10 protein-coding genes are annotated in these 26,603 nt (G+C 51.3%); 4 read left to right on the top strand and 6 right to left on the bottom strand.

Annotation, left to right across the window (positions count from 1 at the left end; all coding sequences use genetic code 11):
* Window positions 1-35: 35 nt before the first annotated feature.
* The 6 genes from GWG06_RS00775 to GWG06_RS00750 form a co-directional block, all read right to left on the bottom strand.
* Window positions 36-9,380: a Tc toxin subunit A-related protein gene (locus GWG06_RS00775; RefSeq protein WP_160710824.1), complete on the bottom strand. Its 9,345-nt coding sequence runs from the start codon at window positions 9,378-9,380 to the stop codon at window positions 36-38.
* 663 nt (window positions 9,381-10,043) lie between these two features.
* Entirely contained in the window at window positions 10,044-10,679 is a 636-nt protein-coding gene (locus tag GWG06_RS00770) for an immunoglobulin-like domain-containing protein (protein WP_160710823.1), read from the bottom strand.
* A 35-nt stretch (window positions 10,680-10,714) separates the two neighbouring features.
* Window positions 10,715-12,160 carry a SusD/RagB family nutrient-binding outer membrane lipoprotein gene (locus tag GWG06_RS00765; protein ID WP_160710822.1) on the bottom strand — a complete coding sequence of 482 codons (1,446 nt, stop codon included), beginning with the start codon at window positions 12,158-12,160 and terminating at the stop codon, window positions 10,715-10,717.
* A 25-nt stretch (window positions 12,161-12,185) separates the two neighbouring features.
* Window positions 12,186-15,377, bottom strand: a complete 3,192-nt coding sequence (locus tag GWG06_RS00760; RefSeq protein ID WP_160710821.1) for a SusC/RagA family TonB-linked outer membrane protein — start codon at window positions 15,375-15,377, stop codon at window positions 12,186-12,188.
* A 164-nt stretch (window positions 15,378-15,541) separates the two neighbouring features.
* Window positions 15,542-16,264 (bottom strand): LytR/AlgR family response regulator transcription factor, encoded by a 723-nt coding sequence (locus GWG06_RS00755; RefSeq protein ID WP_127033862.1) that lies wholly within the window; start codon window positions 16,262-16,264, stop codon window positions 15,542-15,544.
* Complete coding sequence (locus tag GWG06_RS00750; RefSeq protein WP_160710820.1) at window positions 16,251-17,312, bottom strand: sensor histidine kinase; 1,062 nt, start codon at window positions 17,310-17,312, stop codon at window positions 16,251-16,253. The genes GWG06_RS00755 and GWG06_RS00750 overlap by 14 nt, the downstream gene beginning before the upstream one ends.
* A gap of 187 nt (window positions 17,313-17,499) precedes the next feature.
* Between GWG06_RS00750 and GWG06_RS00745 the strand changes: the two genes are divergently transcribed.
* The 4 genes from GWG06_RS00745 (at window position 17,500) to GWG06_RS00730 (ending at window position 26,595) form a co-directional block, all read left to right on the top strand.
* A complete protein-coding gene (locus GWG06_RS00745) occupies window positions 17,500-18,252 on the top strand; it encodes an XRE family transcriptional regulator (protein ID WP_160710819.1) in 753 nt (250 codons plus the stop codon).
* Window positions 18,253-18,742: 490 nt separating this feature from the next.
* Complete coding sequence (locus GWG06_RS00740) at window positions 18,743-21,793, top strand: SusC/RagA family TonB-linked outer membrane protein (protein WP_160710818.1); 3,051 nt, start codon at window positions 18,743-18,745, stop codon at window positions 21,791-21,793.
* An 11-nt stretch (window positions 21,794-21,804) separates the two neighbouring features.
* Window positions 21,805-23,508: a RagB/SusD family nutrient uptake outer membrane protein gene (locus GWG06_RS00735; RefSeq protein ID WP_160710817.1), complete on the top strand. Its 1,704-nt coding sequence runs from the start codon at window positions 21,805-21,807 to the stop codon at window positions 23,506-23,508.
* Between the two features lie 18 nt (window positions 23,509-23,526).
* Complete coding sequence (locus GWG06_RS00730; RefSeq protein ID WP_160710816.1) at window positions 23,527-26,595, top strand: SusC/RagA family TonB-linked outer membrane protein; 3,069 nt, start codon at window positions 23,527-23,529, stop codon at window positions 26,593-26,595.
* Window positions 26,596-26,603: the final 8 nt, after the last annotated feature.

Genomic DNA, 26,603 nt, shown 5'->3' with positions numbered 1-26,603 from the left:
AGTTTTTAGCGGTTAAAGAATAAAAGGATTATAAACTACCAACGTATCTCGCCTTCATAAAACAGGATCAGAATAGCGCCGGAGATGACGGCGGGGTTGAGATACGCAGGCGTGTCCGTTGTTTTAAGACCTGCCGGTGTGCCGGCCAGGTTGAATGCGATAGACTGCGCCTGTTCCAGCATATTGTCTACAGGTATCTTCCAGTCGAAATTATACATGGTGTTATGCTGTGCGTTCAGGTTGAAAGGCACGGATACATTGTCTGTCAGGTTCAGCGTGATATACGGAGCGCCGGCGGTGGTAATGGTTCCGGCAGGTACCTGCAGCTGGAAATAAAATCCTGTCAGCACGGCATTGCTGATATGCGGCGGGATAATATCCCGGACATGGAAGTACATGGTCTGTGTTTTATCATCCGGATGCACGTTCATGAAGGTGTGCCAGGCCGCGGGGTAAGCCTGTGCCAGGCTGATAAGGCTGCTGCCGCCGGTCCGCTGCATCGCCGGCAGGTTCAGCACCGCTTCGCGGAATGGTCCGCTGCCGTTGCGCGCGGTGTATTTCAGCTGTATGATGACATCGGAGATGCCGGCATAATGGAAATGATTCGCGGCCTTGGGCATAGACAGCCGCCAGGAAGAAACCGCACCGGTACCTTCAAATGGCAGGTAACGTTCATCATTGAAGTTCAGTTCAAAGAGGCCGCTGTCATTTACACCGCTGGATAACGCCACCTGCTGGTTCACCCACCAGTTGGAACGCAGCACCGAAGTATCCGGCATATCGCTCTCGCCTCCCAGCAGGAAGTTCACTGCACCGATGTTATCGGAGATGACGATCTGGTTGGATAACTGCGTAAGCGTAGCCTTGATATTCTGGTACGGCCCTACTACTGCAGGAATAGAGATGCTGATGGTTTTTATCTTACGGGCATACTGACCGGGATAATCATCGTCGAACATTTTCTCCGGGAAGTTGAACATACATTCTCCCGTGCTGATGAAATCGAGCAGGGCTTTGGGGTCCAGCTGCATCAGGGAAATGGTCTTTTCAATTTCAAAGGCACGGCTGTTGTTGTCCACATAGGATTTACCCATCTGATCCAGCGCCAGCATCAGGCCCTCTCCTGCCAGCAGCCCTTTCTGCAGGCTGTCCCAGTAACCGAAGTTCACGAAGGTGAGGTTGCTGTTCAGCTCATACTGATAGGCGCGTTGTGCTGCGCGGGCCATGTCCAGCGCCAGGTTGTAGGTCTGGAAGTAAACGGTAGACAACCGTGTTATCATCCACTGATATAATTCCCTGCTGGTAAATTTATCCTGCAGGAAGGCTTCTGTTTCTTCATTCTGCCGGATAGATTCCAGGTGAATCTTCAGGTCCTGTTCTGCAATCTTCGTGGCAATTTCATTGGCCAGCAGCTGGTATTTGATCTGTGTGCCGTCGTAGGTGGCCAGCTGTTCCTGCAGCCCCCATTCCTGGCTCCTGCGCTCGTATCCTGCCATGGTAGCACTCATCTGCGCCACAAAGGAAGAGATAACCGAGCCTACTTCTATGACAGCGGATGCTGCTTCTGTAGAAGCGCCTATCTGTTGGCCGCCATAGGTCATGGCAAACGGGGAGCCTACATTCGGAACGGCATAGCTGATGGACGACATGGTTTTCACGATGGATGCTGCCACATTCAGTAACATGGAGGTGGTCATGGCGCCGATGTTAATCAGTTCTCCGGCAGACAATCCCACTTTAATGAGATCAGCATAATACTGTTCCCTGTAGGCAGCCGCCTGCTGATTGGCTGTCAGCGATGCCTTGTTGGCCAGCAGCTCATTGATCTGCTGCTGCTTGTTGAAGGTGGTCATCTTCAGGATTTGTTTCTCCTGCGAATTATGCAGCAGCGCCATACTTTCGGCATCTTTCTTTTCCAGTGCTGCCAGGAGGCTGCCGCCAAACTGTATCAGCATACCGGTAATCTCTTTCGCCTGCTGTAACATGTAAACGAAACGGTAGAAAGGTACCTGTGGCTCCAGCTGACTGCTCAGCGTTAATGCGCCGCCGGCGGCCGCTGCGCGGATCAGTTCCCGCGGATCAATCGGCGGTTCAAACAATGCCAGCGGACGTTCAATGCCCTGGATATTCTGGCAGTGTCTGATCTTGAACAGCCTGTCTTCCACCTTATCCCAGTACGCGGTCAGCTCTGTATTCTCAGGTACGCAGAAATACGCAGGTATATCATTGAATGCAATACTGCTGAAGGTAGTATTGGCGGTTACCGGTACTGCTGTGAAGGCGGAATTTTCCAGCCGGATAAAAAACTGCGGAATACCATCCTGGTAGATGCGGTATGCTGTGCCGGTGGCAGGCACTGTTGCCCATGCCTTACTCAGTGTAGCCGTCTGCGTTACTCCGTCGTAGGCAGTGATATACCTGGATTCACCCTGACTGGCTCCTGCTGTGATTTCAATATACATACCGGTGTATGCATCCTTCTCTTTCGATGCGGTGGAGGCCAGCTTCGCCGTCATCCTGTCCGCCCCTGCGAGCGCGCCGGTCGCAATGGTTACATTATTATATGCGGCCTTGATGTCATTGAAGGAAGCCGGCTTGGGTGTCGGGCACGGATTGATATTAACGGGCCTTTCTCCCAGCAGATCTGCAGCCATCACATACAGATTGGTTGCCTGCGTAATAGACTCGCGCGTATCCTGCGCGAAAAGGAAGTCGCCCCATTTCAGCAGGTTATCAATATACTTCATCACAATCGCCTTCGCATAGGCTACCGGCCGTAAGGCGGCTATCGCATCGGGATCAAACGGCTGATCGTTGTACGCCTTGATGGCAGCAGGATTCGTCAGTGTCTCAATCAACGTAGGAATAGTCATGTTGCGGAAAGGCAGGAAACGCCAGTATCTTTCTGCCGGATTCTGGTTGCCGGGTTCCGGCTGCTGGGTCGGATTAAACACATACTGATACCAGTTCATCGCTTCTTCAAAACGCTGGTTGGTGCTCAGTGAATCTGCCACCAGGAACGGCGCGAAATAGAATACTTCCCAGAAGTACTGCCCGTATGCGCCGTTGAAATCAAGCCGGTTGATGGTGGCAGGATCCGGTATCACCAGGTTGGGCGACGGCGTGGTGCCACCGCTGTAGAAGTCAGACACCGGCACTTCCGGCAGCAGCTGATTCTGCAGGGTGAGCAGATTGTCGATACCTCCCAGGAATAACGATTGACTCAGCCGCTGAATAGTATCGGTTGATAAACGGTACAATTCAAATTTCAGGTCTGCGAAAGCAATGTTGCTTTCTGTATAGGCTTTGTTCCAGAGGTCTATTTCATTGGGCAGCCCGGAGATAGGTGCATTCTGTTCTACCAGTGTATCCGAGATGGTTTTCACTCTTTCATCCGCGACTTTCAGGAGGAACTGCACATTTTCATTATCAAAGATGAACCAGCCCGGCTGATTTTTTACCGGGAATATCTGTCCCTGCGTTGTATTGATATTATACAACAGTTTGAGCGGAGTGGCATCCTGCAACAGGTCTTCATCTATGGCCGGCATAACAACCGCCTGGCCCAGCAGCCCCTGTTTCGGACGGCCGATGTAATCTGCGAAGTAGTTATCGTAAATCACGTTATCACTTTCCACTACATTCAGCGTCCGCTGGGTAAAGTCGATGGAAGGCCGGTACGGGCGCGGATCTTCGCTGACATCATCCCAGTTGATGAGGATGAGTTGCGGATTCGTGTTTTCCAGCGTTGGAAACAGTACAGCGGAATTGTTCAGGAAGATACGTCCCTGCCGGGTATTTCTATTGTTGACGATCGCATTCGCGCGGTACGCCGTTTCATAGATAGCAGACTCAAAGCTGTACCTGTCCTGATTTTCACGTTGTCCTACCGGAGGAGCCGGAACATCTACATTGAATTCAGGAATGCGGTATAAAGCCCCCTGGATAATCAGTACTCTTTCCGGCAGGTTCACGGCAGGCGATCCGGGGATGGTTTTCGCCGGTACTCTCAGCGCATAGGGCTTCTGCCAGTAAGGATCATCCGGGTTCAGGTCATTGGGATTGATGTAGGTGCCTGCATTGTAGTCTGACGGGAAGTAGTCCTGCACAATCACCCGGTTAATACCCTGCGCCTGTATCCATGTTTTGGACTGGTCATAATAAGCATAGCAAAGCTCTGAACGGGTAGCCACATGTTCGTCCTGTGCGCTGCCGTCCTTGATTTTCTGGTAAGACCGCTGATCTCTTTCTATCCAGGTGATGAAGAGCCTGTTGTAGGCAAACACCGGTGTGATATGGAAAGCATTAATGGTCAGATTGATTTCTTCCCACTGCTCCCATTTGTTGGATTCAGGATAGTAGATACGATAGTAGAAAATATAGGGATCGGTATTGGTACGCGCAAAGAAGAAGGTCTGTTTTTCCGGTGGCGTCTGGCTTCCTTTATTGATGATGCAGTTGTAGGAATCGCAGTAGTTCAGGTTGGCCAGCAGGGAGAACTCTTCAAAGTATTGCAGGAACGATTGCGTAACCGTAGTATCGTTGATGTTAGTCTGCTGCAATGATTCAGAGAAGGTACGGAACGGCGTGGTCTGGCTTCTGCGTAATGCCGGCACGATATAATTTTCCGGGTAGAGGAAGATTTTTCTGTTGGCTTCCCATACGCGGTAAGCCATCATCCATTCCCACCACACTTCCGGTATGTTGGACATATCGGTAACACCGTCTTCCAGCATCATACGGCAGCGCTGCATGTACAGCTGTACGGAAGATATACCCTGCGCAATACGGGAAACGGAATCGCAGGCGCTCATTTCCACATCTATCAGCAGGAACTGGTAGAGATCCGATGGTTCCCTGATGAAGTCGAAGCCTGTTTCCTGCAGCATCCAGATGGTATATCCCACCAGGGCGTTGCGTTTCTGTGTGTCGGTAGTTTTATTAAGGGTTACAATAAGCGTGGCGAATGCTTCATCGCCTACGCTGGCGTTCAGGCTTTCGCGGGTGGCCGCTGCGGCCTGCGTATAGGTGACCCAGTTAGTATTGATCATTTTGCCGGCAGCATCGGTGAGCGGCAATCCCTGCAGCTGGTTCAGGGCCAGCAGGTTGTTGATGTTGATACCGGTGCGGTTACTCAGGTCGAAGGCCCGCATCAGGCGGAGCACTCCTGCCACTGAATTGTAAGAGGTATCGGTATCACCGGAAACAGGCAGTGGCCAGAACAGGTGTATCAGTTCACAGAGCTGAGCGGGGTCCCATCCGGTAAGATCTGCCAGGGTAGTAATTTTCAGGCCATTGCAATCACCGTCTGGCGGTATCATGAAGTATTTTACCAGTCCGGCGGTATCATTCAGTATCAGGTCCAGTTTCCGGAATGCATCTATTGCCTGTACATTTTTCAGTTGCAGGCTGTTCAGGTCGGGTATCTCCCGCGGCTGGTTAAATACGGCTTCCGCCTCTGCCAGCGTGAGGTTCAGGGTAGTCACCAGCATGATGGCCCTGGAAGAGGAATAGGTCAGGGTGTTGACCCTTCCTGCACGCTGGCTCAGCAGCAGGATGTTCCGTACCCTCGCCCGTTTGATGACAGCCTGATCATCTCCCTTAAACAGAAAATCCAGTGAGGTGGCCGGTGTAAATGCCTTTGTCACCTGTGCCCGTGGCTTTTCTCCGGGTACTACCGGTACTGCTATCAGGTAAGACGGATCATGCGCCAGCAACTGATCGTACACCGCTTTGGATGCTGTTACATCTATCAGTCCGTCGGTTACAAATGAATCTTCAAAGAGGAATGGCAGGAAGATCGTTTGCGAATCCGGCGGGATGGGCGACAGCAGTGCTTCCAGGTAATCTCCGAGATCGATGACAGAAGCGGAGAACGGCAGCATCAGCGATAGCAGCTGCGGCGTGGTGTGCAGGAAGGAAGATAATTCTTCCAGTGCGCTCCTGTTCTGGAAAGAAAAAGCAGTAGAGAATATTTCCTGTATGTGTGAGATATTGTTGAAATACTGCATCAGCACCGATTTGACCTGACTGCGTCTTACAGCGGCTTTCGGATAGGCGGTGATCCTGATTTCCATGTTATCATAGGCATCATTCACCGGCGAGCTGTCGGCCGCCAGCACAATGGTGGTACCGGTAGCGCTCTGGGCAAGCCCTTCGGCCACGGTATAGGTGATCGCATAGGTGGAAGTATTGTCAGGAATCACTTCCCAGTCCCGGTTCACTACGGCCACATGGCTGCTGCCTGTATAGTCGGTGATGGTGCGTACCTGGTCTGTGCCTTTACCACCGGTAATGGTGATGGTCATACCGTTGTAGGCGCTGTTTTTGGCAACACCGCCGGCAGCCAGTGTGATCGTGTCTTCTGTGGCGGCAACGGCGGTATTGCGGGCAACATCCGCAACAATTTCATACCAGGAAGTAGCATCCGGTATGACTCCCCATGCGGTGCCTACTGTAGCGGTAACGGTAGCGCCATCGTAGGCGGTAATCATATTTTTCTGTCCGGCTCCTTTGGAGTCAAACAAAAAACTGAGGCTGGTATACGCAGTGAAGCTGCTGCTCAGCTGTGCATACTTCAGCTCATTTCTGGTTACCACATTCGTCAGCAATGGCGGTTGCTGCGCTGCCAGCTGGTTAAATATCTGCAGGGATTCTTCCGGAGAAATCTCTTCATTGACAAAAGCGTTCTGCGATACCGGCAACGTAGCGGAGGCCTCATCATAGCTGATAGCTTTCGCAAGGGTAATACCGGCGCTGTTGATGAACTGCCGGGCCAGCAGCCTGTCAAAAATATAGCCGGATTCCTGCTGGTCTACGTCATTAAAGACAAATGAGTCCTTATTGATACGCGCGCCTTCTGTGAGTACAGCCAGTTTGGTGACAAAGGAGAACAGGGTGTTTACATTATAGCCTATGTCGAACTTAGGCTGTGTATGTCCGGTGAGAATAAACTGCAGCTGCGGAATGGTGAAGCGGGTGGATTTCAGCCAGTCATATTCCTGCTGGAATCTCACCAGCAGGTCCAGGCTGCCGGTGAGCGAGCCGGCAGGAGGCGTTTTGTAATCCTGTACCTGCGGATAGTAGATAAGGGAGAGGAATAGTAACAGGTCGTTTATGGTAAGTTTATTGACAGCCGCCAGTTTTGAAAGCCGGTACAGCCAGGTCAGGTTGGTCAGCGTAAGCGGGAGCTTGTAAGGAGCTGCCGGGGATGGCGTAACCAGGTAATACACATAAACAGCCAGCTCGGTAAGGTCATTGTCTCCCAGGTTCAGCGCGGCTTTGAGGCGGCTGCGGATATCCGTATTGACGCCGGCATAGCTGCCGATTTCCCAGGACTGGTCAACATTGGGGTTGAAAGGGACATAAGAGGTGGCATTATACGGATCCTTGCCTTTGAGCAGGGCCGGGTTATTGAACACCGTGTCAAAAAAATCCCTGGGCAGGGTATCAGATTTTCTGCCGATAGTTTTCATATTCCACCAGAAGCTGCTCAGCTCCAGCGGCGACATTTGCGTACGCTTGTGCAGGCTCCAGGTAACCGCCAGTTTTTCAATAAAGACCGGCGTAATTTCTGTCTGCACAAAAGTTTTCATCAGCCAGTCCATATCTGCGTAGCTCCATCCGGTGCATTGCTGCAGGCGGATAAAGCGGTTCAGGCGATCCAGCCTTTTGATAGAGAGATGATCGATTTTTTCAAATACATTTCCCGCACCGTCATCCACGGTAGTGATACGCATATAGGGCAGCCCTTCACCGGTGTTGTTGATGAAGAAGGTTTCTGCAACGCCGGCGGCCAGTTCCTGCGGACTCAGGTCCTGGAAGAGCAGGGAGAGAAATGCCTGCCTGTCCAGGCCCGTGCGGTAAAGGAAACTACGCAGGGGCGACAGCTTCTTCAGCAGTTCATCGGTGGTTAAGTTGTTATATCCGAAGTCAGGAGACAACGAAGGCCCGTCGATAGTAGCCGGCAGCAGCAGCAGGTTATACTGTTCTACGGAGAGGCCCAGCGTTTCCGTTGCGATATCAATTTCGCTGGTGATATAATACGAAGCAGTATTGTCCGGCACGGTATCCCAGGCGGTGGCCACGGTAGCTACGCGGGTGGCGCCGTCATAGGCGGTAATCCGCCTGATCTGTCCCTTGCCTTTTCCACTGATAATTTCAATGGACATGAACTGGTAGGCGTTGTTCTCAGCAGCAGCGTTGCCTGCCAGTGTAATAGTGGTGGCAGCTGCTGCTGTAACGCCTCCATAGGCGTAGGGATGCAGTAAGGTTGTATAGATGTCGGACAAGGAAGTATTCAGCTGCTGCAGGTAAAGCCGCGTTTCCTGCAATGGCAGCTGGAATGGCAGGTTAAACGGATAAGGTACGGTAGCCAGTACCTGATATACGTCCTGGGCTACTACATATACCGAAGTAGTATCTGGTATTATTTTCCATTTGCTGCCCACCGTGGCCACTCTGGAAGCGCCGTCGTAGGCGGTAATCATGGCTGCCTGTCCGGCGCCGGCGCCGCTGCGGATGCTCACATACATCCCGGCATAGACATTATTCACGCCTGAAGCCTCCGTAGCCAGTGTGATGCTGGTATCAGTACCCGCTCTTGCATGGCCGGTATTCACTACCAGGTCATGCTCCAGCCGGGCCTGCAGCACTGCGTTGACAAGCTGCAGGAATGGTATGGGGTCATTGGTATTGGCACAGGTGAGCAACATGCTGAAGAGGTCCGGACGGCGGTCGGATAGTTTCATACCGGCTTTGATGGTGCCGCTGTTAGGATCCGTGATGTAGTCGTCCGTAATGCGCATGATGTCGAGGAAGTACGCCGCCGGACTGAGTACGGACTTACAATGCTCGCAGGAGCAGAAGTCGAGGGTACCGAAAAGGTCCTGGTAGCTGGGGATATTGCGGGTATATTCCTGCAGTTCCTTTGAGACGTTATTGAAGAGCGCATTGTTGTAATGCGGCGAGGCCACCATGCTGTGGAGGTTTGCAAAAACATGCTGTACCCTGGCGCTGACAGCGCTGGCATTATCATACACGCTGGCCGCCACTTCCGGGTTATCCGCCGTGTTCAGGTCATCTGCGTGCAGACGCAGAAAACGGTGGCGGGGCATGGCAGTGATGTGATGAGCAGCATCAAAACCGAGTGCCAGCAGTTTATCTGCTACATCCCGGTCGTTATAGATGCGCAGTACTCTCTGCAACGTCATGAGCTGCTGAACACCTGCTTCCTGCAGGGTTCCGTTACGCATCTCCGTCAGCACAGCTTCATTATGCTCGGCAAAGAAATCAAATGTAAGTAGATCGAAACCGGGGTTGTTCCGGACATAAGCGTCCACGGAACTGCCAATAGGAATAGCAGCAGCTTTACCTTTCATAGTCTTTAGTTACAGGGTTAAAGAATGTTAAACAGATAGCATTATGTTCCGGACAGGATATCCTGCGGATGGACAGTTACCCGCAAATCCTTACCAGGCCAGTAAATAGCAATTAACGTTGTGAATGGCGAAAAAATGGAATGTTAGTTAAAGGAATTACCGGAATGTTATTTTGAGTTTAGATTACCTTTTTGTGTCTCCTGCCTAATGGTTCGTTGCCTTAATTGTCAAAAAAGTTGCTAGTGTCGCCAAGGGCATGTTTCAAAGGGGCATACATCTGAGGATAATGTGCTACAATGAAATTATGCACTTCTGATCAAAAAAATATTTTTTTTTGACCTTAAAAAATTTTACCATTTAGCAACAGCGGCTAATACCGCCATTGCTCACGCAAAATATTCAATTCCCGGAAAACCCGGACCGGGATTTTTCCCGTTTTCATCAAAAACAGCTCCGGTAGCGGATATACGAAGATTATTTACGTATATGCATTGGGGTTATAAAATAAATTGAATTACGAATTACGAATTGCGAATTACGAATGTAGAAGCGAAGATTAAAATGAAGATTAAAGGTGATAACTATTAACATCACCTTTAATCTTCGTTTTAATCTTCGCTTCTACATTCGTAATTCGCAATTCGTAATTCGTAATTCTAGATTCTAGATTCTCCTGAACTGCCGTACGCTTGCCGGAAACCCTGCTCCGTTAATCACCCATTGTATGGTAACTGTATTACCATCTCTTACAATTTTTGTGTCTTTTAAAGAGAAGGCGCCAAACGGTGTATCCTGGGAAGGGCCCTGGAAAGAGGCGGCATCAGTGAAGCCTATCAGGTAGGGGAATGACAGGGAGGGATCATTGGAGCCGGCTACATTATCGAGCCGGTATACGCCTCTTCCTATTTTTACCACATGCAGGGTGCTGCTGTTGGTAGTACGTTTATAGGTTCCGCTGATGTCATCTTCTGCAGGTACGGTGGTAGCCAGTACCATACGGGTCAGCGTACTACGGTAACCATAGAGGTTCTTTGCCTGGAAAGTCACGAAATAGAATCCGGCCCTGCTGAGATCTACGTTATTGGCCACCGGCGTTAAAGCGGTGGTGGTATTCGTGAGGCTGTCAAAAGCCACTGCGCCGGGGTCATTGTAGGTACCTCCAACACCTGTGGAGATGAGTTTTTCCCCGTTCAGGGTGATACGGGGATACACCGGCGTTACCACCTGCGTCACCACGTTATCTGTTTTCTTACAGGCCAGGCATACGACGGCCATAAAAAATATATACCACTGCTTCATAGCGTATATGCATTTTAGTTAGTTATACTGATTCGTTATTGCGCCCACCAGACCTTTTCATAAATGAGATGCTGCCGCGGCGCATTCGGGTTGCGGGTCAGCTCCGAATTAGGATACAGGAAGGTTTGCGGAAATCTCCCCGCCCCTATGATAGACGCCTTTGATTCAATGAAGAAAGACGGGTAACCGGTGCGTCTCCACTCCGTCCAGGCTTCTATATTCTGATTACCACACATCGCTGCCCACTTCTGGGTAATGATGGCAGCTATTTTTGTTTCTACGCTGCCACCCGCAGGAAAGGCAATCTCCGGCTGCGCTGCATAATCATCGAAACCGCCGGTAGCGTAGGCGTCAAAGCTCTGTTGTATGCCATCCAGGTATAATGCAGCTGCATCTCCCGGCAGCCAGCCTCTTACTACGGCTTCGGCCTGCAGGAAACTGGACTCATAGCTGGTCATCCATTTCACCGGCGCCAGCGCGGAGGCAGACAGGTCTACATTCGCACCTGTTCTGGCAGACGGCTTGGATAACGGATCGTTGGAGATATAAGTTTCATAGCTCCCCTGCGGAATGGCGGCATAGCTGCCGGAAGGTACCGGTGCGTAAAATGCCGCTATCCGGGGGTCATTATACCTGTTGAAAAAGTCCACGGTAGTGGCGCTGGCCACCAGGTTGGAAACACCTCCCAGCCCTGCTGATATGGCGCCGTACAAAGGGTTCTGCTGCCCGCCTGTAGCGTTGAAACGCTGCATGGCGGTTTCATCTTCCTGTAAAAATATTTTCCCTGCCAGGGTACGCACCACCGCCGCCGCGCGCACCGGATCCTTCTTTGCGAGCCGCAGCCCTATCTTCAGTTTCAGGGTATTGGCGAAATGCGCCCACCTTTCCATATCGCCGCCGTAAATCAGGTCATCGCCGCCGGGTGCATTGGGGTCATCCGGATTAATCAGCGCCATGGCATCGTCCAGCGTCTTCACCAGGTGATTGTAGATATCGGATTGCCGGTCATACACCGGAGATATATTCTCCTCCCCTTTCAGCGCTTCTGTGAAGGGTACGTCTCCCCACAGGTCGGTGACTAACTGGAACGTATACACTTTCAGGATGAGTGCAATGGCGGTGTACTGCGACTTCTTCTGCACGGTACTTTTATCAATCACCTGCTGCAGGTCTTCCAGCGCATCGGAAGTAAGCGTTTCCCAGACGTTGCCAAAAGCGCCGGGATCCGGCGAGTACTGGTCCAGCGGGCGGTACTGGGATGCGCTTGGACTCTGGGTCCAGTACTGGCTCCATATACCACCCATCAGGCCCAGTGTGTTTCCAACTGAAAAAGATATGGCAGCTTGTGCGGATGGCAGCAGGTATGCTACCGGTACGTCTTCCGCATTGTTGGGATCTTTGTTGATGTCCAGGAATTTTTTACATCCCGGGAATATTGTCAGGCATGTTGTCAACAGCGACAGTATAAATGTCTTTTTCATCTGCAGAAAAAATTAAAATGAGGAATCATAAAGTGGCCTGAATCTTAATACCGTAATTGCGGAGGGATAAATTGGATAAGAACTCATACCCCTGTACGTTTCCGGCTCCCTGTGAATTGATTTCCGGATCGGCAAACTGATTGGAGGCCGGCGTCCAGAGGAACAGGTTGTTCCCGTACAACGTGGCGGATAAACCGGTGAAGCCTATACGCTTTACCAGTTGCGACGGCACGGTGTACTGCAGGGAAGCCTCGCGCAGCTTGATATAGCTGGCATCTATCAGGAAAGCTGCCTGCGGCGCTACAGATGTCCAGTATTTATACGGATGAAATTTGACGCTGGTATTTTCTACAAACTTGCCGTTGCCGTCATCATACACTGAGTTAGGCCATACATAATCCTTCCGGTCGTTATAGGTCGTTTCTTCTGTGTAACCGCCAAAAGAAATGGTGCTCTTGGTCTGGGAGTAAAAAATACCGCCCTGTTTGGTGTCAAACAATACCCGCAGGCTGAAATTCCGGTATGACACATTGGTGCCCAGCGAAGCGGCATAATCGGGCAGATAGGTGTCGTAATAATTGGTAACATTGTTCAGCGGCAGGCCCGTAATTTTGTCCACTATAATTTTTCCACTGGCCGGATCAGTCGCAAACCCCTGCCCGTAGAAGGTTCCATAGGGCATGCCTACGGCGGCCACCTGTCCCATGGTAGTAAGTCCGCGCCCGATGGAGATCTGCTGCAATCCAGGTGCAATGCTTACTACCTTGCTGCTTACTTTGTTAAAAGTGCCGAAGACCTCTACCTTCAGCCCGTATCCGGTGTTTACGGGAATGGATTTCAACCCTATTTCAATACCATTGTTCCTCATCTCGCCGGTATTGATAATGGTGCTGGTGTACCCGGTGGAAGGCGCTGTCGGCACTCTTACTATCTGGTTGGTGGATTTGGTATTATACCAGGAGAAGTCCAGCCCCAGGCGGTCCCGGAAGAAGGAAAGCTCTGTTCCGATTTCGAGGGACTGGGTGAATTCCGGTTTTATCCGCGCATTGCCGATCTGGTCATTGCGGGTGAAACCCGGTACCAGTACGCCATCGCTGGATAACGGGAAAGTCAGCTGCCCGAAATCGGTAGCAATATCTGTAACACCGTAGCTGGTGCTGAGCAGATAAGGGTCTGCATCCGCGCCTACCTTGGCAAAGCCGGCCCTGATTTTACCAAAGCTGAGCACATCAGACAGCGCCTTATCCTTAAACAACTCGCTGAACACAAAGGCGCCGTTAATGCTGGGGTAGAAATAAGCATTGTTGTCTGACGGTAACGTGGAAGAAACATCATTTCTTCCGGTGATGCCCAGGAACAGCATGTTCCGGTACTCCACATCTGCGGAACCGTAGAAACCATATAATCTTTTGTTGAAAACAGTGTTGGTACCCAACAGCGGTCCGTTGGAGTTGGTGAAGCTGTAGAAGCCGGGTATGACAAGGCCTCCCGAAGGGTTGGTGGTGGTAATGGTACGTGTTCTTTTCTCCATACGCACGTTATTACCCAGCATCACTTTCAGGTTAAGGTTCCTGTTAAGCTGCCGCGAATAGCTGACCATCAGGTCATGGTTGAACTGATAGTAGTTGATAAGATCTTCCTGGTACCTGCCGTTATCCTTCCAGGGGTTACCTTCGTAAAAAGGGTCGGCCGGTTTAAAGTCATACTTCGCTCCTTTCTCATATCTGCGGTCGGAATAAATATCCGCACCTACCCGCTCTGTTATTTCCAGTCCTTCCAGTGGCTTATACGTCAGCGCGAAATTACCGGTGAGGCGGTCTACCGCATTGGTATTGCTGTAATTAGCCAGCAGGAAGTAAGGATTTTTGGAGTAAGCGCCATAATAGCCATAGGTGGGCGTTCCGTCGGCAGCAATAAATGTTCCGTTGAAAGGATTGCTCAGATCTTTAAAGTCAACGATAGAAATATCTCTCGGTTGCTGGAAAACAGAACTGTATACTGAATTGGTTTGTCCGGCCAGCGGCAGGTTACCGGCTATATTGGAGTAGCCGATAGTGGCGCTGCTGGAGAACTTCGGCGAGAACTCAGAAGTTCCGCTCAGGCGGATATTATACTTGTTGAAATGGGTGCCCGGAATTTCCTTTTTGTTATTGAGTGCGGCGAGTGACAGGTAGTACGTAGAACTTTCATTGCCGCCGGAAACAGACAGGTTATTATTCCAGATCTGTCCGTGTTCAAAGAAATCTCGGACATTGTTGGGAATGGCTTCATACTTTTTCAGCTGCTGCTTACCGTCGATGATTTGTCCGTAAGGTCTTTCCTTTCCGTCGAAAGGCTCACCCCAGCTAAAGTTTTCACGGCGGTCATCGGGGATGCCATCCATATTTCCCTGCCCGAACTTATTCTGGAAGGTGGGCAGCCGGAGGATACCTGACAACGCGTAGGAGGTGGTGAAGTTAATCTGTGCGCGGCTGTTCCTTTTTCCTTTTTTGGTGGTAATCAGGATGGCGCCGTTGGAAGCAATGCTACCGTATAAGGCAGCAGCAGCGGGGCCTTTCAGCACCGTCACTGATTCTATTTCGGCGGGGTTGAGGTCATTGCCGCGGTTGCCGTAGTCGACCTGGTCATTCAGAAAATCGGCGTTACGCATGTTATCATTACTCACGGGCACGCCATCGATGATAAACACCGGCTGGTTATTGCCGGAGAAAGATGTGGGGCCGCGCAGCACGATACGGGAAGATGCGCCGGGGGCATTACCGGAGGTAATGCTCAACCCGGCTACCTTACCCTGTAAGGCATTGATCGGACTGGCGTTGTCGCCGATTTCAGAGCTGGTGATAGTAGCCACTGCGTAGCCCAGACTCCTTTTTTCCTTTCTGATGCCCTGGCTCGTAACAATAATTTCTGTTAATGCGGTGGCTGAAGGCGATAGTTCAATATTGTACTCAGGGGCATTGCCAACAACGAACAGTTTCGGGGCGAAGCCTACTGAGGTGACTTCCAGCGTGACGCCGGACGGGGCTTTGAGGGTAAAGCGTCCCTGTGCATTTGTTTGTGTGCCGGATGATGTGTTCCTGATTCTGATAGTGGCTCCCGGTACCGGCTGCCGGGTATCGCCGGCTATAACCGTTCCGGTTACTGCCTGCTGTGCAGCTGCTGCTATGGGGAATAAACAAATCAGCAACAGGAATACTGAAGCGTAAACATGTCTCATTGCGGTAGATTTTGGAATACTGATACAATGAAAGTACATGCATACGGCCGCATATGGCGGGCTATTCAACGGGCAGCCGGTTCGTGTACACACACAACATTTTCGGGCGGCCGCCGGGCATTGGTACGGTGATTCCTGTTCCTGATATACAATAACAGGTTATTCTACCAGGATGGCGGAGTAAGCACGCTCATTACCAGTTCCTTATAACTGCGCCCGATAGGGATGGATTTGTTGTTGATCTCCACATCAGTTGCGGTAAAGGCGTCGATCTTATCTTTTGAGATGATGAACGACCGGTGTATGCGCAGGAAGTTGTTGCGCGCGAGCATTTCTTCTATTTCTCCCAGAGGAAATTTGGTGAGAATGGTTTTATCTTTTGTGAAGATGTTGATATATTCTTTCAGGCTTTCGATGTAGAGGATTTCATCCAGGTAGACTTTCACTTTACGTTTGCTCACGTTGAAGAACAGATGGGGGCGCTCTCCCGCTCTGGGAGCCGGCGCCTGTTGTTCCGGCGCAGCGGCGGCAGGCTGCTGTTTCAGTTTATTCACTGCCATCAGGAAGCGGCTGAACTCTATGGGCTTTAGCAGATAGTCGACAACGTTATACTCATATCCCTGCAGCGCATATTCCTGATACGCCGTGGTGATGATGATCTGCGGCGGATGTTTCAGCGCTTTGATGAAAGGCAGCCCTTTGAGTTTGGGCAGATGAATATCCAGGAATATGAGATCTACCGGTTGCTGCTGCAACAGTTCCATGGCATAGATGGCATCGCTGCAGGTGCCTTTAAAATTCAGGAAGGGAACCTGTATGATATAGTCCTGCAGCACTTCTGCCGCAAGCGGTTCATCTTCTACAATGATGCAGTTATATTTTTGCATGACTGCTGAGATTAATCGTGAGGTGAACATTAAAAATATGGTCGCTGTTCTCTACTTTCAGCTGGTAGTCTTTGTACATCAGCTCCAGCTGCCGCCTGACATTACTGAGTCCGATGTTGTCCGTTACTTCATGGGAGCCGTCGTTATCCTTGGTATTGGAGATGGTAAAGGTCAGGATGGAGGCCTGCAGGCGGATAGCGATGTGAATGAAGGATTCGAACCGCGTTTCGCTGACACCGTGCTTGAAGGCGTTCTCCACAAACGGCAGCAGCAGCAGCGGCGCTATCAGCTGCATGTCGTTGTCTATCTCTTTATGAAAGGTGATCGTCAGTCTTTCATTATACCGGATCCTTTCCAGTTCCAGGCAGTCATCCAGCATTTTAATTTCTGCGGCCACCGGTATCTGGTCCTTGCGGGATTCGTACAGCATAAAGCGCAGCAGCTTGGAGAGCTTCATGACGATCTCCGGGGTTTTGTCTGACTTCTTCCGGGCCAGCGCATAAATATTGTTGAGGGTATTGAATAAAAAGTGCGGGTTGATCTGGTTACGCAGAAACTTGAGTTCTGTTTCCAGTTTTTCTTTCATGAGATTTTTTTCCCGCTCTTTGGCGCTCACCTGCGTGCGCAGCAGCTTGAGCATGCCGGCGATACCCGATACAAAGCCCAGGTCCATCAGTGCCAGCAGCCCTCTGCTGAGATCCCACAGGGGCTTTTGTTTCAGCATCCCCTTGTATATGACGGGGTTCAGGTAATAATTGAAGATCAGGCGGTAGAGGATAATAGACGCCAGCAATACCACGAATGTTTCCGCCACAATCCTGATCGTTTTCTTTTCTTCCTTCAGCGTTTGCGGAATAGTGACCAGGAGTATAAAATAAGTGAACAGCAGTTTGGGTGTCAGGGTGATGAAGGCTGTTTTGATAGCCACGAACAGGCGTTGTTCGTCCGTAAGATCGCCCAGCGCGGGGCCTATCCATACGAATTCCAGCAGGGCGTCCTGCAGCAGGTAAACGAACCAAAATAATATATGCAACAGTGCTCTACGCATGCAGATCAAAAATCGTAAAAAAAGGAGCAACCTGCAGTAAATTTTATCAATAACAGGTTGTGATGTACAGACAACCTGTTTTCGTATATCAGTGGCCGGGAAACTTTTTAGGATACGGCTTTCCGGCAAATGTTATAAATTTGCTGCCATTCAATATACATATAATTTTTCGTAAATATTAAAGAAGATGACGAAGCAGCCGACTTACTGGGCAGGTAACCTGAGAATATTACGTTCACGTAAAAAGATATCGCAGCAGCAGCTGGCAGCATTGCTGGGCGTTAACAGGAACAAGATTACGGCACAGGAAAGCGGCAAGACCAGGAATCCCCGGCTGGATGACCTGGTACTGATTTCATCTTTTTTCCGGATAGATCTCGAAACATTTATCAAAGCAGATCTGCAGCAGGCCAGCGAAGAACAGTTGCTGGCACTGGAAGCCGGCAACACGGTGGATCTTACGGGAAGGCATATACGTATATTGCCGATTACGGTAGACAGTCACAACGAAGAAAATATGGAATATGTGCCGGCAAAGGCCAGAGCCGGCTACAGGAATGGGTTTGCGGATCCTGCATTTATTGCCGGGCTGCCCCGCTTTACCCTGCCTGAACTTCCCCGCGGCAAAACCATCCGCATGTTCCCCATCAGCGGTGATTCCATGGAACCCATCCCCGATGGCAGCCATATTGTTGCACAGTACGTGGAAGACTGGTCCCGCCTGAAGCCGGATACCGCCTGTATCCTGGTGCTCGGCGGTACGGAAGAAGATATTGTTTTCAAACTGGCCACCAACTGCATCAAAGAGAAAGGCACGTTCCTGCTGCGTTCCCTGAACCCTGACTACACCCCTTTTGAAGTGCCGGTAAATGATGTGCTGGAAATCTGGACTTTCATCAGCTACCTCAGCAAGGTAATGCCCGAACCTGCTGCCATATAATCTCATGATAGGTTCCTGCTGTTCATCCGCCCGTCATCCTGTGCGGTGAGGCAGCCGCTTGCACGCGTGTATACAAACGTGCAGCAGGAATGCGGAAATTTTTGAATTACGCAGTAAATGAATCTTCCTGATTAATAACTACTAATTCTGCTGACAAAATTTGATAATCCCGGAAATATTTATTTATTTCAAACCAGAATGCAATCGTTTGCATTTTATCAGCCTGATGAAAACGAAGAAACAGATCCACGGTTAAATGAAAGAATAATGTAGCAACCAAAATAGATCTCTGCCGAATGAAATGTAGCAGATAGCATGGTCCCTGACGTTTAGCAACACATCGTTATTACCACCCTGAAGTAATCCGGATGCTTATCCGGAGTGGACTTCCCATGACTGTATTTTCCGGACAGGCGCTTCGGAGACGGCTATCCGTATGCGCTGCACGTAATAAGAAACAACCAATAATCACTGACAAAACTGCGTTTTGATGAGAAATTTTCACGTCAGATTCCTGCTACTGTTACCATGTACCGGCCTGCTGCCGGGCAGTATCAGCGCTCATGCGCGGCCTGCTGTACACAGAATGCCGGAAACACACCGCACCGGGCATCATGCCGCTGTAGCACGTCTGCATACCTGGCAGCAGACCGAAACCATCACCGGAGAGGTGATTGACGTATATGGGAAACCGTTAACAGACGTCGCCATCCGCATTAAATCCGGCGATGCCGCCACTGTGACCGACACGGAAGGAAAATTCCGCATCCGCGCGGAACGTGGCGCCACCCTTGTATTCTCCCTGCACAACTACCTGCCGCTGGAAAAAACAGTGGAGCAGTTCACTCCCTGGAAAGTAGTGCTGCAGGAAAATCCGCATGCCGCAGAGAACAGTTATCACCTGCTGAATGATGTGCAGCCCCGGCAACTGCAGGTACAATCATCCGGAGAACTGCGTACCCCGGAACTCAGCAAAACCACGTCCAACCACATCCTGGGACTGATCAACGGCCGCCTTGCCGGCGCGCGCATCTTCCAGGGCTCCGGTGAACCGGGCAACGAAGCATTCGGTATGCAGCTCCGCGGGATGGATCCTATCCTTATTGTAGACGGCAATCCCGATCGTCCTATGATGATTGTGAACCCGGAGGAAATTGAATCTGTCACCGTTCTCAAAGATGCACTGGCTACCGCCATGCTGGGCATCCGCGGCGCCAACGGCGCAGTGCTGATTACCACCAGACGCGGACACGAAGGCCCGCAACGCATCTCCTTCTCCGCACAGTCAGGCATACAAACACCTGTCAACCGCTTTAAGCCACTGGGCGCCTACGATTATGCCCGCCTGTATAACGAAGCCCTCGCAAACGATGGTAAACCTGCCGCCTATACGCAGTCAGACCTCGACGCCTGGAAAAATAAAACAGATCCCTACGGACATCCTGATGTAGACTGGTGGAACCAGATCATCAGGGAACGCACGGCCTTTCACCGGTTTGACCTGACCCTCAGCGGCGGACGCAAAGTTGCCAGATATTTTGTCAACCTGGACTACCTGCAGCAAGGCGGGATGTTCAAATCCGCAGACATCAATAAATATAAAACCAACGCAGACTACAACCGGTATATCGTGCGCTCTAATGTTGACTTTGAACTCAACCGCAGCATCAGTGCATCTGTTAACCTGTTCGGCCGTATACAGACAGAGAATCAGCCTGGCGCGCAGACAATAACGACCTTGTCCAACCTCCTGTTTACGCCCAACAACGCCTATCCCGTTATCAACCAGGATGGCTCGCTGGGTGGCACCAACCTGTGGACCAATAACCTCTACGGGCAAACGGTACACTCAGGCTACCGCACTCAGTTTACCCGCGACCTCAATGCGGACGTAAACGTGCGCATCAACCTGCAGGATGTTACACCAGGGCTGTGGGCCAAAGCCACCGCTTCTTTCTTTACCACCTTCACCGAACAGATCAACCGCAGTAAATCATTTGCCGTATACCAGCTCATACCCGGCAAAGGCGACGCAACTCCCTCCTACCTCAAATTTGGTAACGACGGGGATATGGCTAACAGCACCGGCAGTACTTCCACCAACCGTTTCCTGTATACGGAAGCACAACTGGGATACACCCGGCAGTACGGGGCACACGGGCTCAATATATTACTCAATGCCAGCAAGGATAACCGCATCACCGGCAACCAGGTGCCGCAGTATTTTCTGGGCAGCGCCGGACGCATACAATACAACTACCGCGAAAAATATATGCTGGAGCTGGCGATGAGCTATAGTGGTACCAACCGCTATCCGAAGAACAAGCGTTATGGCTGGTTCCCTGCCATCGGCGCCGGATGGGATCTCGCAAAGGAAAACTTCCTGCGGGCAGACTGGCTTAACCAGTTTAAGCTGCGCGCTACCTATGGCACCACAGGCGATGCCAGCGATGCCGGATACTACGCCTACCTCCAGTATTACCAGGGCGGCAGCGGTTACAATTTCGGTAACAGCGCCACCGGCTTCAGCGGCGTGCGGGAAGGCATCCAGGCCAATCCGCAGCTCAGCTGGGCCAGGAGCAATATGATGAACCTCGCGCTGGATATGGCTTTCTTTGACCGTAAGCTGTCAGTCACCATAGAAAGATACCACACTAAAATGTATGACCTGCTGCAGACCCGCGGCGACGCCACCCTGGTTTCCGGACTTACCTATCCGCTGGAAAACCTCGGCATCAACCGCGTCAGGGGTATTGACATCACCGCCGCGTGGCAGTCGCAGGCAGGTAGCTTTCATTATTACATCTCCGGTAATCTCAGTATGCTGAAGAAAACCGTTGTATTCAACGACGAAGTGCCTAACCGGTACGCCTGGATGAACCGCACCGGCCAGCCAGTCAACACTGCCTTCGGATACCTCTCTGATGGCCTGTTTCAGACAACGGAGGAAATCAGCAACAGCGCAAAACCATTTGGCTATCAGCCTGTTCCCGGCGATATTAAATACAAGGACCTGAACAATGACGGCAAGATTGACCAGTATGACATGGCGCCGATAATGCCCGGTAAGCCGCAGGTATTCTATGGCGCCACCTTCGGCTGTTCCTGGAAGAATTTTGATGTCAGCGTCCTGCTGCAGGGAGTGGCGAACCGCTACGAGACCGTAGGAGTAGTTACCCGCTGGGAGTTTCAGCTGAATGGCCTGGGGCAGGCATATGAACACCACCTGGGCAGATGGACGCCGGAAAATGCCGCCACCGCTACCTACCCCAGGCTGAGCATAGGTACCAACATCAACAATCACCGCAGCTCCGATTACTGGATCCGCAACACCAGCTATATGCGGCTGAAGAATGTGGAACTGGGCTACAACCTGCCGGCACCCCTGTTACGTCGTGTAAAACTGGCTACAGCACGGGTTTTCCTGAACGGCACCAATCTCCTCACCTTCTCTCCTTTCAAAGATGCCGATCCTGAAAATATCGTCTGGGGCTATCCTATTCAGAAGGTCATGAGTGCAGGTCTTACTATCAAATTCTAATCTGTTACACTATGAAAAAAATACTACTGCTGATACCCGTAACAGCTGTACTGGCCTTTACCGCATGTAAGAAGCCGGTACAGGAAGAAGGACCGCTGGAGATGCTGGATGAAGATTACATCTTCGACCCGGTAGATAAAAACGGTAACTATTCAGAACAGTTTCTGTCAGATATATATGCCCAGATGCCGCAGGGCTTCAACCGCATCGGCGGCGGATTCACCGGCGCCGGCAGCGCTATCCTGGATGCGGCTACCGACGATGCCGTACCTTCCCAGAATGGCGGTAACATTGACAACCTCATCTACGGCAGGCTGGACGCTGTTTTCAACCCGGATGATGCCTGGGGTAAAAACTATACCGCCATCCGCAAGGTGAATGTATTCCTGGCAAAAGTAGACCGCGTACCCAAAGCGGCGGATACACGCGCCTACTGGAAAACGGAAGCCCGCTTCCTCCGTGCGCTCTTCTATTTTGAACTTGTTAAAAGATATGGCGGCGTTCCCATCGTAGGTGATAACGTATACGCCTATACGGATAAAATCAATCCTCCCCGTAATTCATTCTCCGACTGTATTGAATACATTGTGGGAGAGCTGGATGCCATCAAACCCATTGCCCGTGATGAGAAAACACTGGACGAAGGCGACTACGGCCGCGCCACGCAGGGCATCATCATGGCGCTGAAATCACGGGTGCTCCTATACGCTGCCAGCCCCCTGTTCAATGGTGGCAACATCGGTAACGGCGATCAGCAAAGACGGGTGAGCGGCTATCCCGACTACAGCATAGAGCGCTGGAAACGCGCCGCCCTGGCGGCCCGCGAAGTAGTAGCCCTGAACTATTACAAGCTCGGTACCAACTACCGCGACGTATTTCTGAAAAGAGGCAACACCAACCTGGATATTATCCTCCCCTACCTGCGTGGTAAAACCAGGGACATCGGCGAAAACAACGGCCCGGTAGGATTCACGCAATCGGCCGCCGGCAGAGGCCTGACAAGTCCTACCCAGGACCTGGCAGAAGCCTTTCTCATGACCAACGGCAAACCCATTACCGATCCTTCCTCCGGTTATAATCCCGACCAGCCGGCGAAAAACAGGGATGCCCGCTTTGCCACCATATTCATGTATAATGGCATGCGCTGGTTTAAACGCCCCCTGCAAACCTATGAAGGCGGACTGGATAAACCGGGTGGCGCCACCGTGCAGACAAAAACCAGCTATTACATGCTCAAGTTCATTTTCAACGGCGCAGACCAATCCGGGTATTCTGACCAGGACTATAACTTCCCCATCATCCGGTATGCTGAAATACTGCTCAACCTCGCTGAAGCAGAAAACGAAGTAAACGGCCCGGTCAAAGAAGTGACTGACGCCCTGAAGGCGGTACGTGACAGAGGTTTCAAGCAGGCGTTACCCATAGGTCTTACACAGGAAACCTGCCGCAAACTGATACGCCAGGAGCGCCGCGTGGAGCTGGTATTTGAAGAACACCGCTACTATGACCTGCGCCGCTGGAAAACAGCAGAACAGGAACTGAATAAACAACTGTACGGACAGAAGATAGTGATGAATGCCGACAGCACCTTCAGCTACAGCAAAGTACCCGTGGGTACTATCCGCTTTGATGCGCCGCGCATGTACCTCTATCCCGTTCCGTTCTCAGAGCTGCAACGCAACGCCAACCTGATTCAAAACCGCGGTTGGGAATAATCATAAAAGGAAAATACTATGAAAAAAATAATCATCACCCTCTTCCTGATTGGTTCCCTGCTGCCGCTGCTGGTAAACGCACAGGTGCAGGCGCTGAAGGGAACTGTGAGAGACAGCAAGGGCGTTATTCCCGGCGCTGTCATCTTTGAAAAGGACGTACCTGTCAACGGTACCGTTTCCAATCCGGACGGCACCTACGCCCTTAAACTACGCGGCGCACAGAAAGTGCTGGTAGTACGCCTGGTGGGCTATCTCACCGCTGAGTTCAAAGTGCCTCCCGGCCAGACAGATATGGACTTTACCATACAACCGGATACCAAAGGGCTGGAAGAAGTAGTAATTGTGGGTTACGGCCAGGGTTCCAAACTATCCAATACCAATGCCATCAGCGCGGTGAGTGGCGACGAGATCCGCAAGGCGCCCGTGGCCAGCCTGCAGAATGCGCTGAGCGGAAAACTCCCCGGCCTCATTACGCAGCAACGTACCGGGCAGCCGGGATCTGATGCCGCCCAGTTCACCATCCGCGGCGTGAATACCTTCGCCGGCAGCGACAGATCAGTTAGCCCGCTGATCATTGTGGACGACATGGAATACACCGGCAATTTCTCCGACATAGATCCCGATCAGGTGGAAACCATTTCCATCCTGAAAGATGCCGCCTCCACCGCGGTATTCGGTATCAAAGGTGCTAACGGTGTTATCATGGTGACTACCCGCCGCGGCGCCGTGGGCAAGCCGAGCTTTGAAGTCCGCTCTGACCTTGCCTTCCAGGGCAGCACCTTCCGGCCGCGTTTTCTCAATGCCTATGAAAGCGCCAAACTGCGCAATGAAGCGCTGCTCAGCGATGGCCTGACGCCGGAGTTCACACAGGAAGACCTGGACCACTGGAAAAACGGCGACGATCCTTATGGTCATCCGGACATCGACTGGTGGAGCACCCTCATGAAGCCTTACTCCAAACAGTCTAACAACAAACTGAACATCCGCGGCGGCGCCGATAAAATGAGGTATTTCGTTTCCCTCGGCTATATCTGGCAGGATGGTATGGTACGCGATTTTACAGATAAAACATCTGAAGTAAATACCAACTACTATTTTAAAAGATATACCTACCGCTCCAACCTGGATATGAAAGTGACAAAAACGCTGGATCTCAGCCTGGACCTCAGCGGCGTATTCGGAGAAAGGAATGAGCCTAACACCCGCGGCCGCGCCAACCGCAACCGCGTATTCTTTGAAATATTTGACTACCGCGGGCTGCCGCCCCATGCCTATCCTATCTATAATCCGGATGGCTCATACGGCGCGGCGCCTACCAGCCGTGTAACAGGGCCTACCAACAACGTAGTGGGCAGGCTGCGCCTGGGTGGCTACCGCAGAACCTATACCAACGACATACAGATTAACCTGAAAGCCGCACAGCGACTGCATTTCATCCTGCCTGGATTAAGTCTGAAAGGCGCGCTCGGTTACACCAGCAACCAGGATTTCAGGAGAAGCCTGACCAGAACAAATTTCCCGGCATTCATCTATGACTCAAAAAATAATACCTACGATCCTTTTAATCCCAGTCAGTTCCGGATCGACAAATACAACCTGGAATATGATCCCGGCGATGTAGTAAAACGCCTGAATCTGCAGCTGTCACTGAACTACGACACCACATTCCGCAACCGCCACCACGTATATGCGCTGGCGTTACTGAACCAGTTTACCAGCTCCAGCGGTGCAGATCTTCCGGAGAACTTCCGCGGATATACCTTCCGCGTAGGATACGACTATAAGAAGAAGTATATGCTGGAAGTAAACGGCGCCTACAATGGTACCGACAGGTTTAAATCATCGAAACGCTTTGGCTTCTTCCCGGCAGTATCCGCAGGCTGGAACGTAGCAGAAGAATCCTGGTTCCAGGACAGGATCCGGAGTGTGGACCTGCTGAAGCTGCGCGGCTCCATAGGACTGGTAGGCAGCGACGACATCAAAGGGAACCAGTATCTCTATGAATATTACTATGCCCGCAACGGCAGCTATTCCATCGGGGAAAACCATAAAGGCATCAGCGGTATACGCGAAGGCACCCTGGGTAATGAAAACGTGACATGGGAAGTAGAACGTGCCAGCAACCTGGGTCTGGATCTTAATATGTTCAAAAGCAGCCTGACTTTCTCCGCCGATTTCTTTGACCGCTACCGCACAGATATTCTCGCCGCCAGGAACAGCGTCAGCAATATGATAGGCATTCCGCTGCCACCCAGCAATGTAGGCATCATGAGCACCAGGGGATTTGAGCTGGAGCTGGGCTATCATAACAGGATCGGCAAATTCAACTACAACGCCAAAGGAAACTATAACGTTGCCAGAAACAACATCATTTTCATGGATGAAGCCAATGCGCCTTATCCCTGGCTGCAGCAGACAGGTGGTATGTACGGCCGCTCCAAAGGTTTTGTGTTCGACGGCTTCTACAATAATGACGACGAGATCAACAAGGGGCCCGCTCCCCGAGTGCGGCCGCTGCCCGGAGATATCCGCTACAAGGACCTCAACGGCGATAACGTGATAGATCAGTATGACCAGCGTTACTTCGATGTGGCCAACAGTCCTACCACCACCTATGGCTTAACGCTCGGCGCGGATTATGGTAATATATCCGTCAGCGTTACCTTCCAGGGGCAGGCCAATTTCGGGTTTATGTCTTTTGCAGAAGCGATTACGCCTTTCTTCGGCAATCTCCGCGATGTACACCGCAATGCATGGCGGCCGGATAATATGGATAATCCATCCTTCCCCAGGCTGTCGACCGTCGATAATATCAGTAACGCACGTACGAATCCGTCCGACTACTGGATGACGCGCGGGGATTTTATCCGTCTGAAGAATGCGGAGATCAGCTATTCCCTGCCGAAGCAATGGATCAGCAGGATTAAGCTGAATACGGTAAGAATATATGCCAACGGCTACAACATGCATACGTGGATGTTCCGGCGGAATATCTACGATGTGGATCCGGAGATCAGCTCCGATACAGAAGGCGGTGTATACCCGAATCAGAAAAGCTATAATGTAGGCATTAACGTAACGTTCTAATACCATAG

The sequence above is a fragment of the Chitinophaga solisilvae genome (assembly GCF_009928525.1).
Taxonomy (GTDB): Bacteria; Bacteroidota; Bacteroidia; order Chitinophagales; family Chitinophagaceae; genus Chitinophaga; species Chitinophaga solisilvae.
Note: the sequence above shows the minus strand (reverse complement) of the source record. Positions and strands in the feature narration are given on the sequence as shown.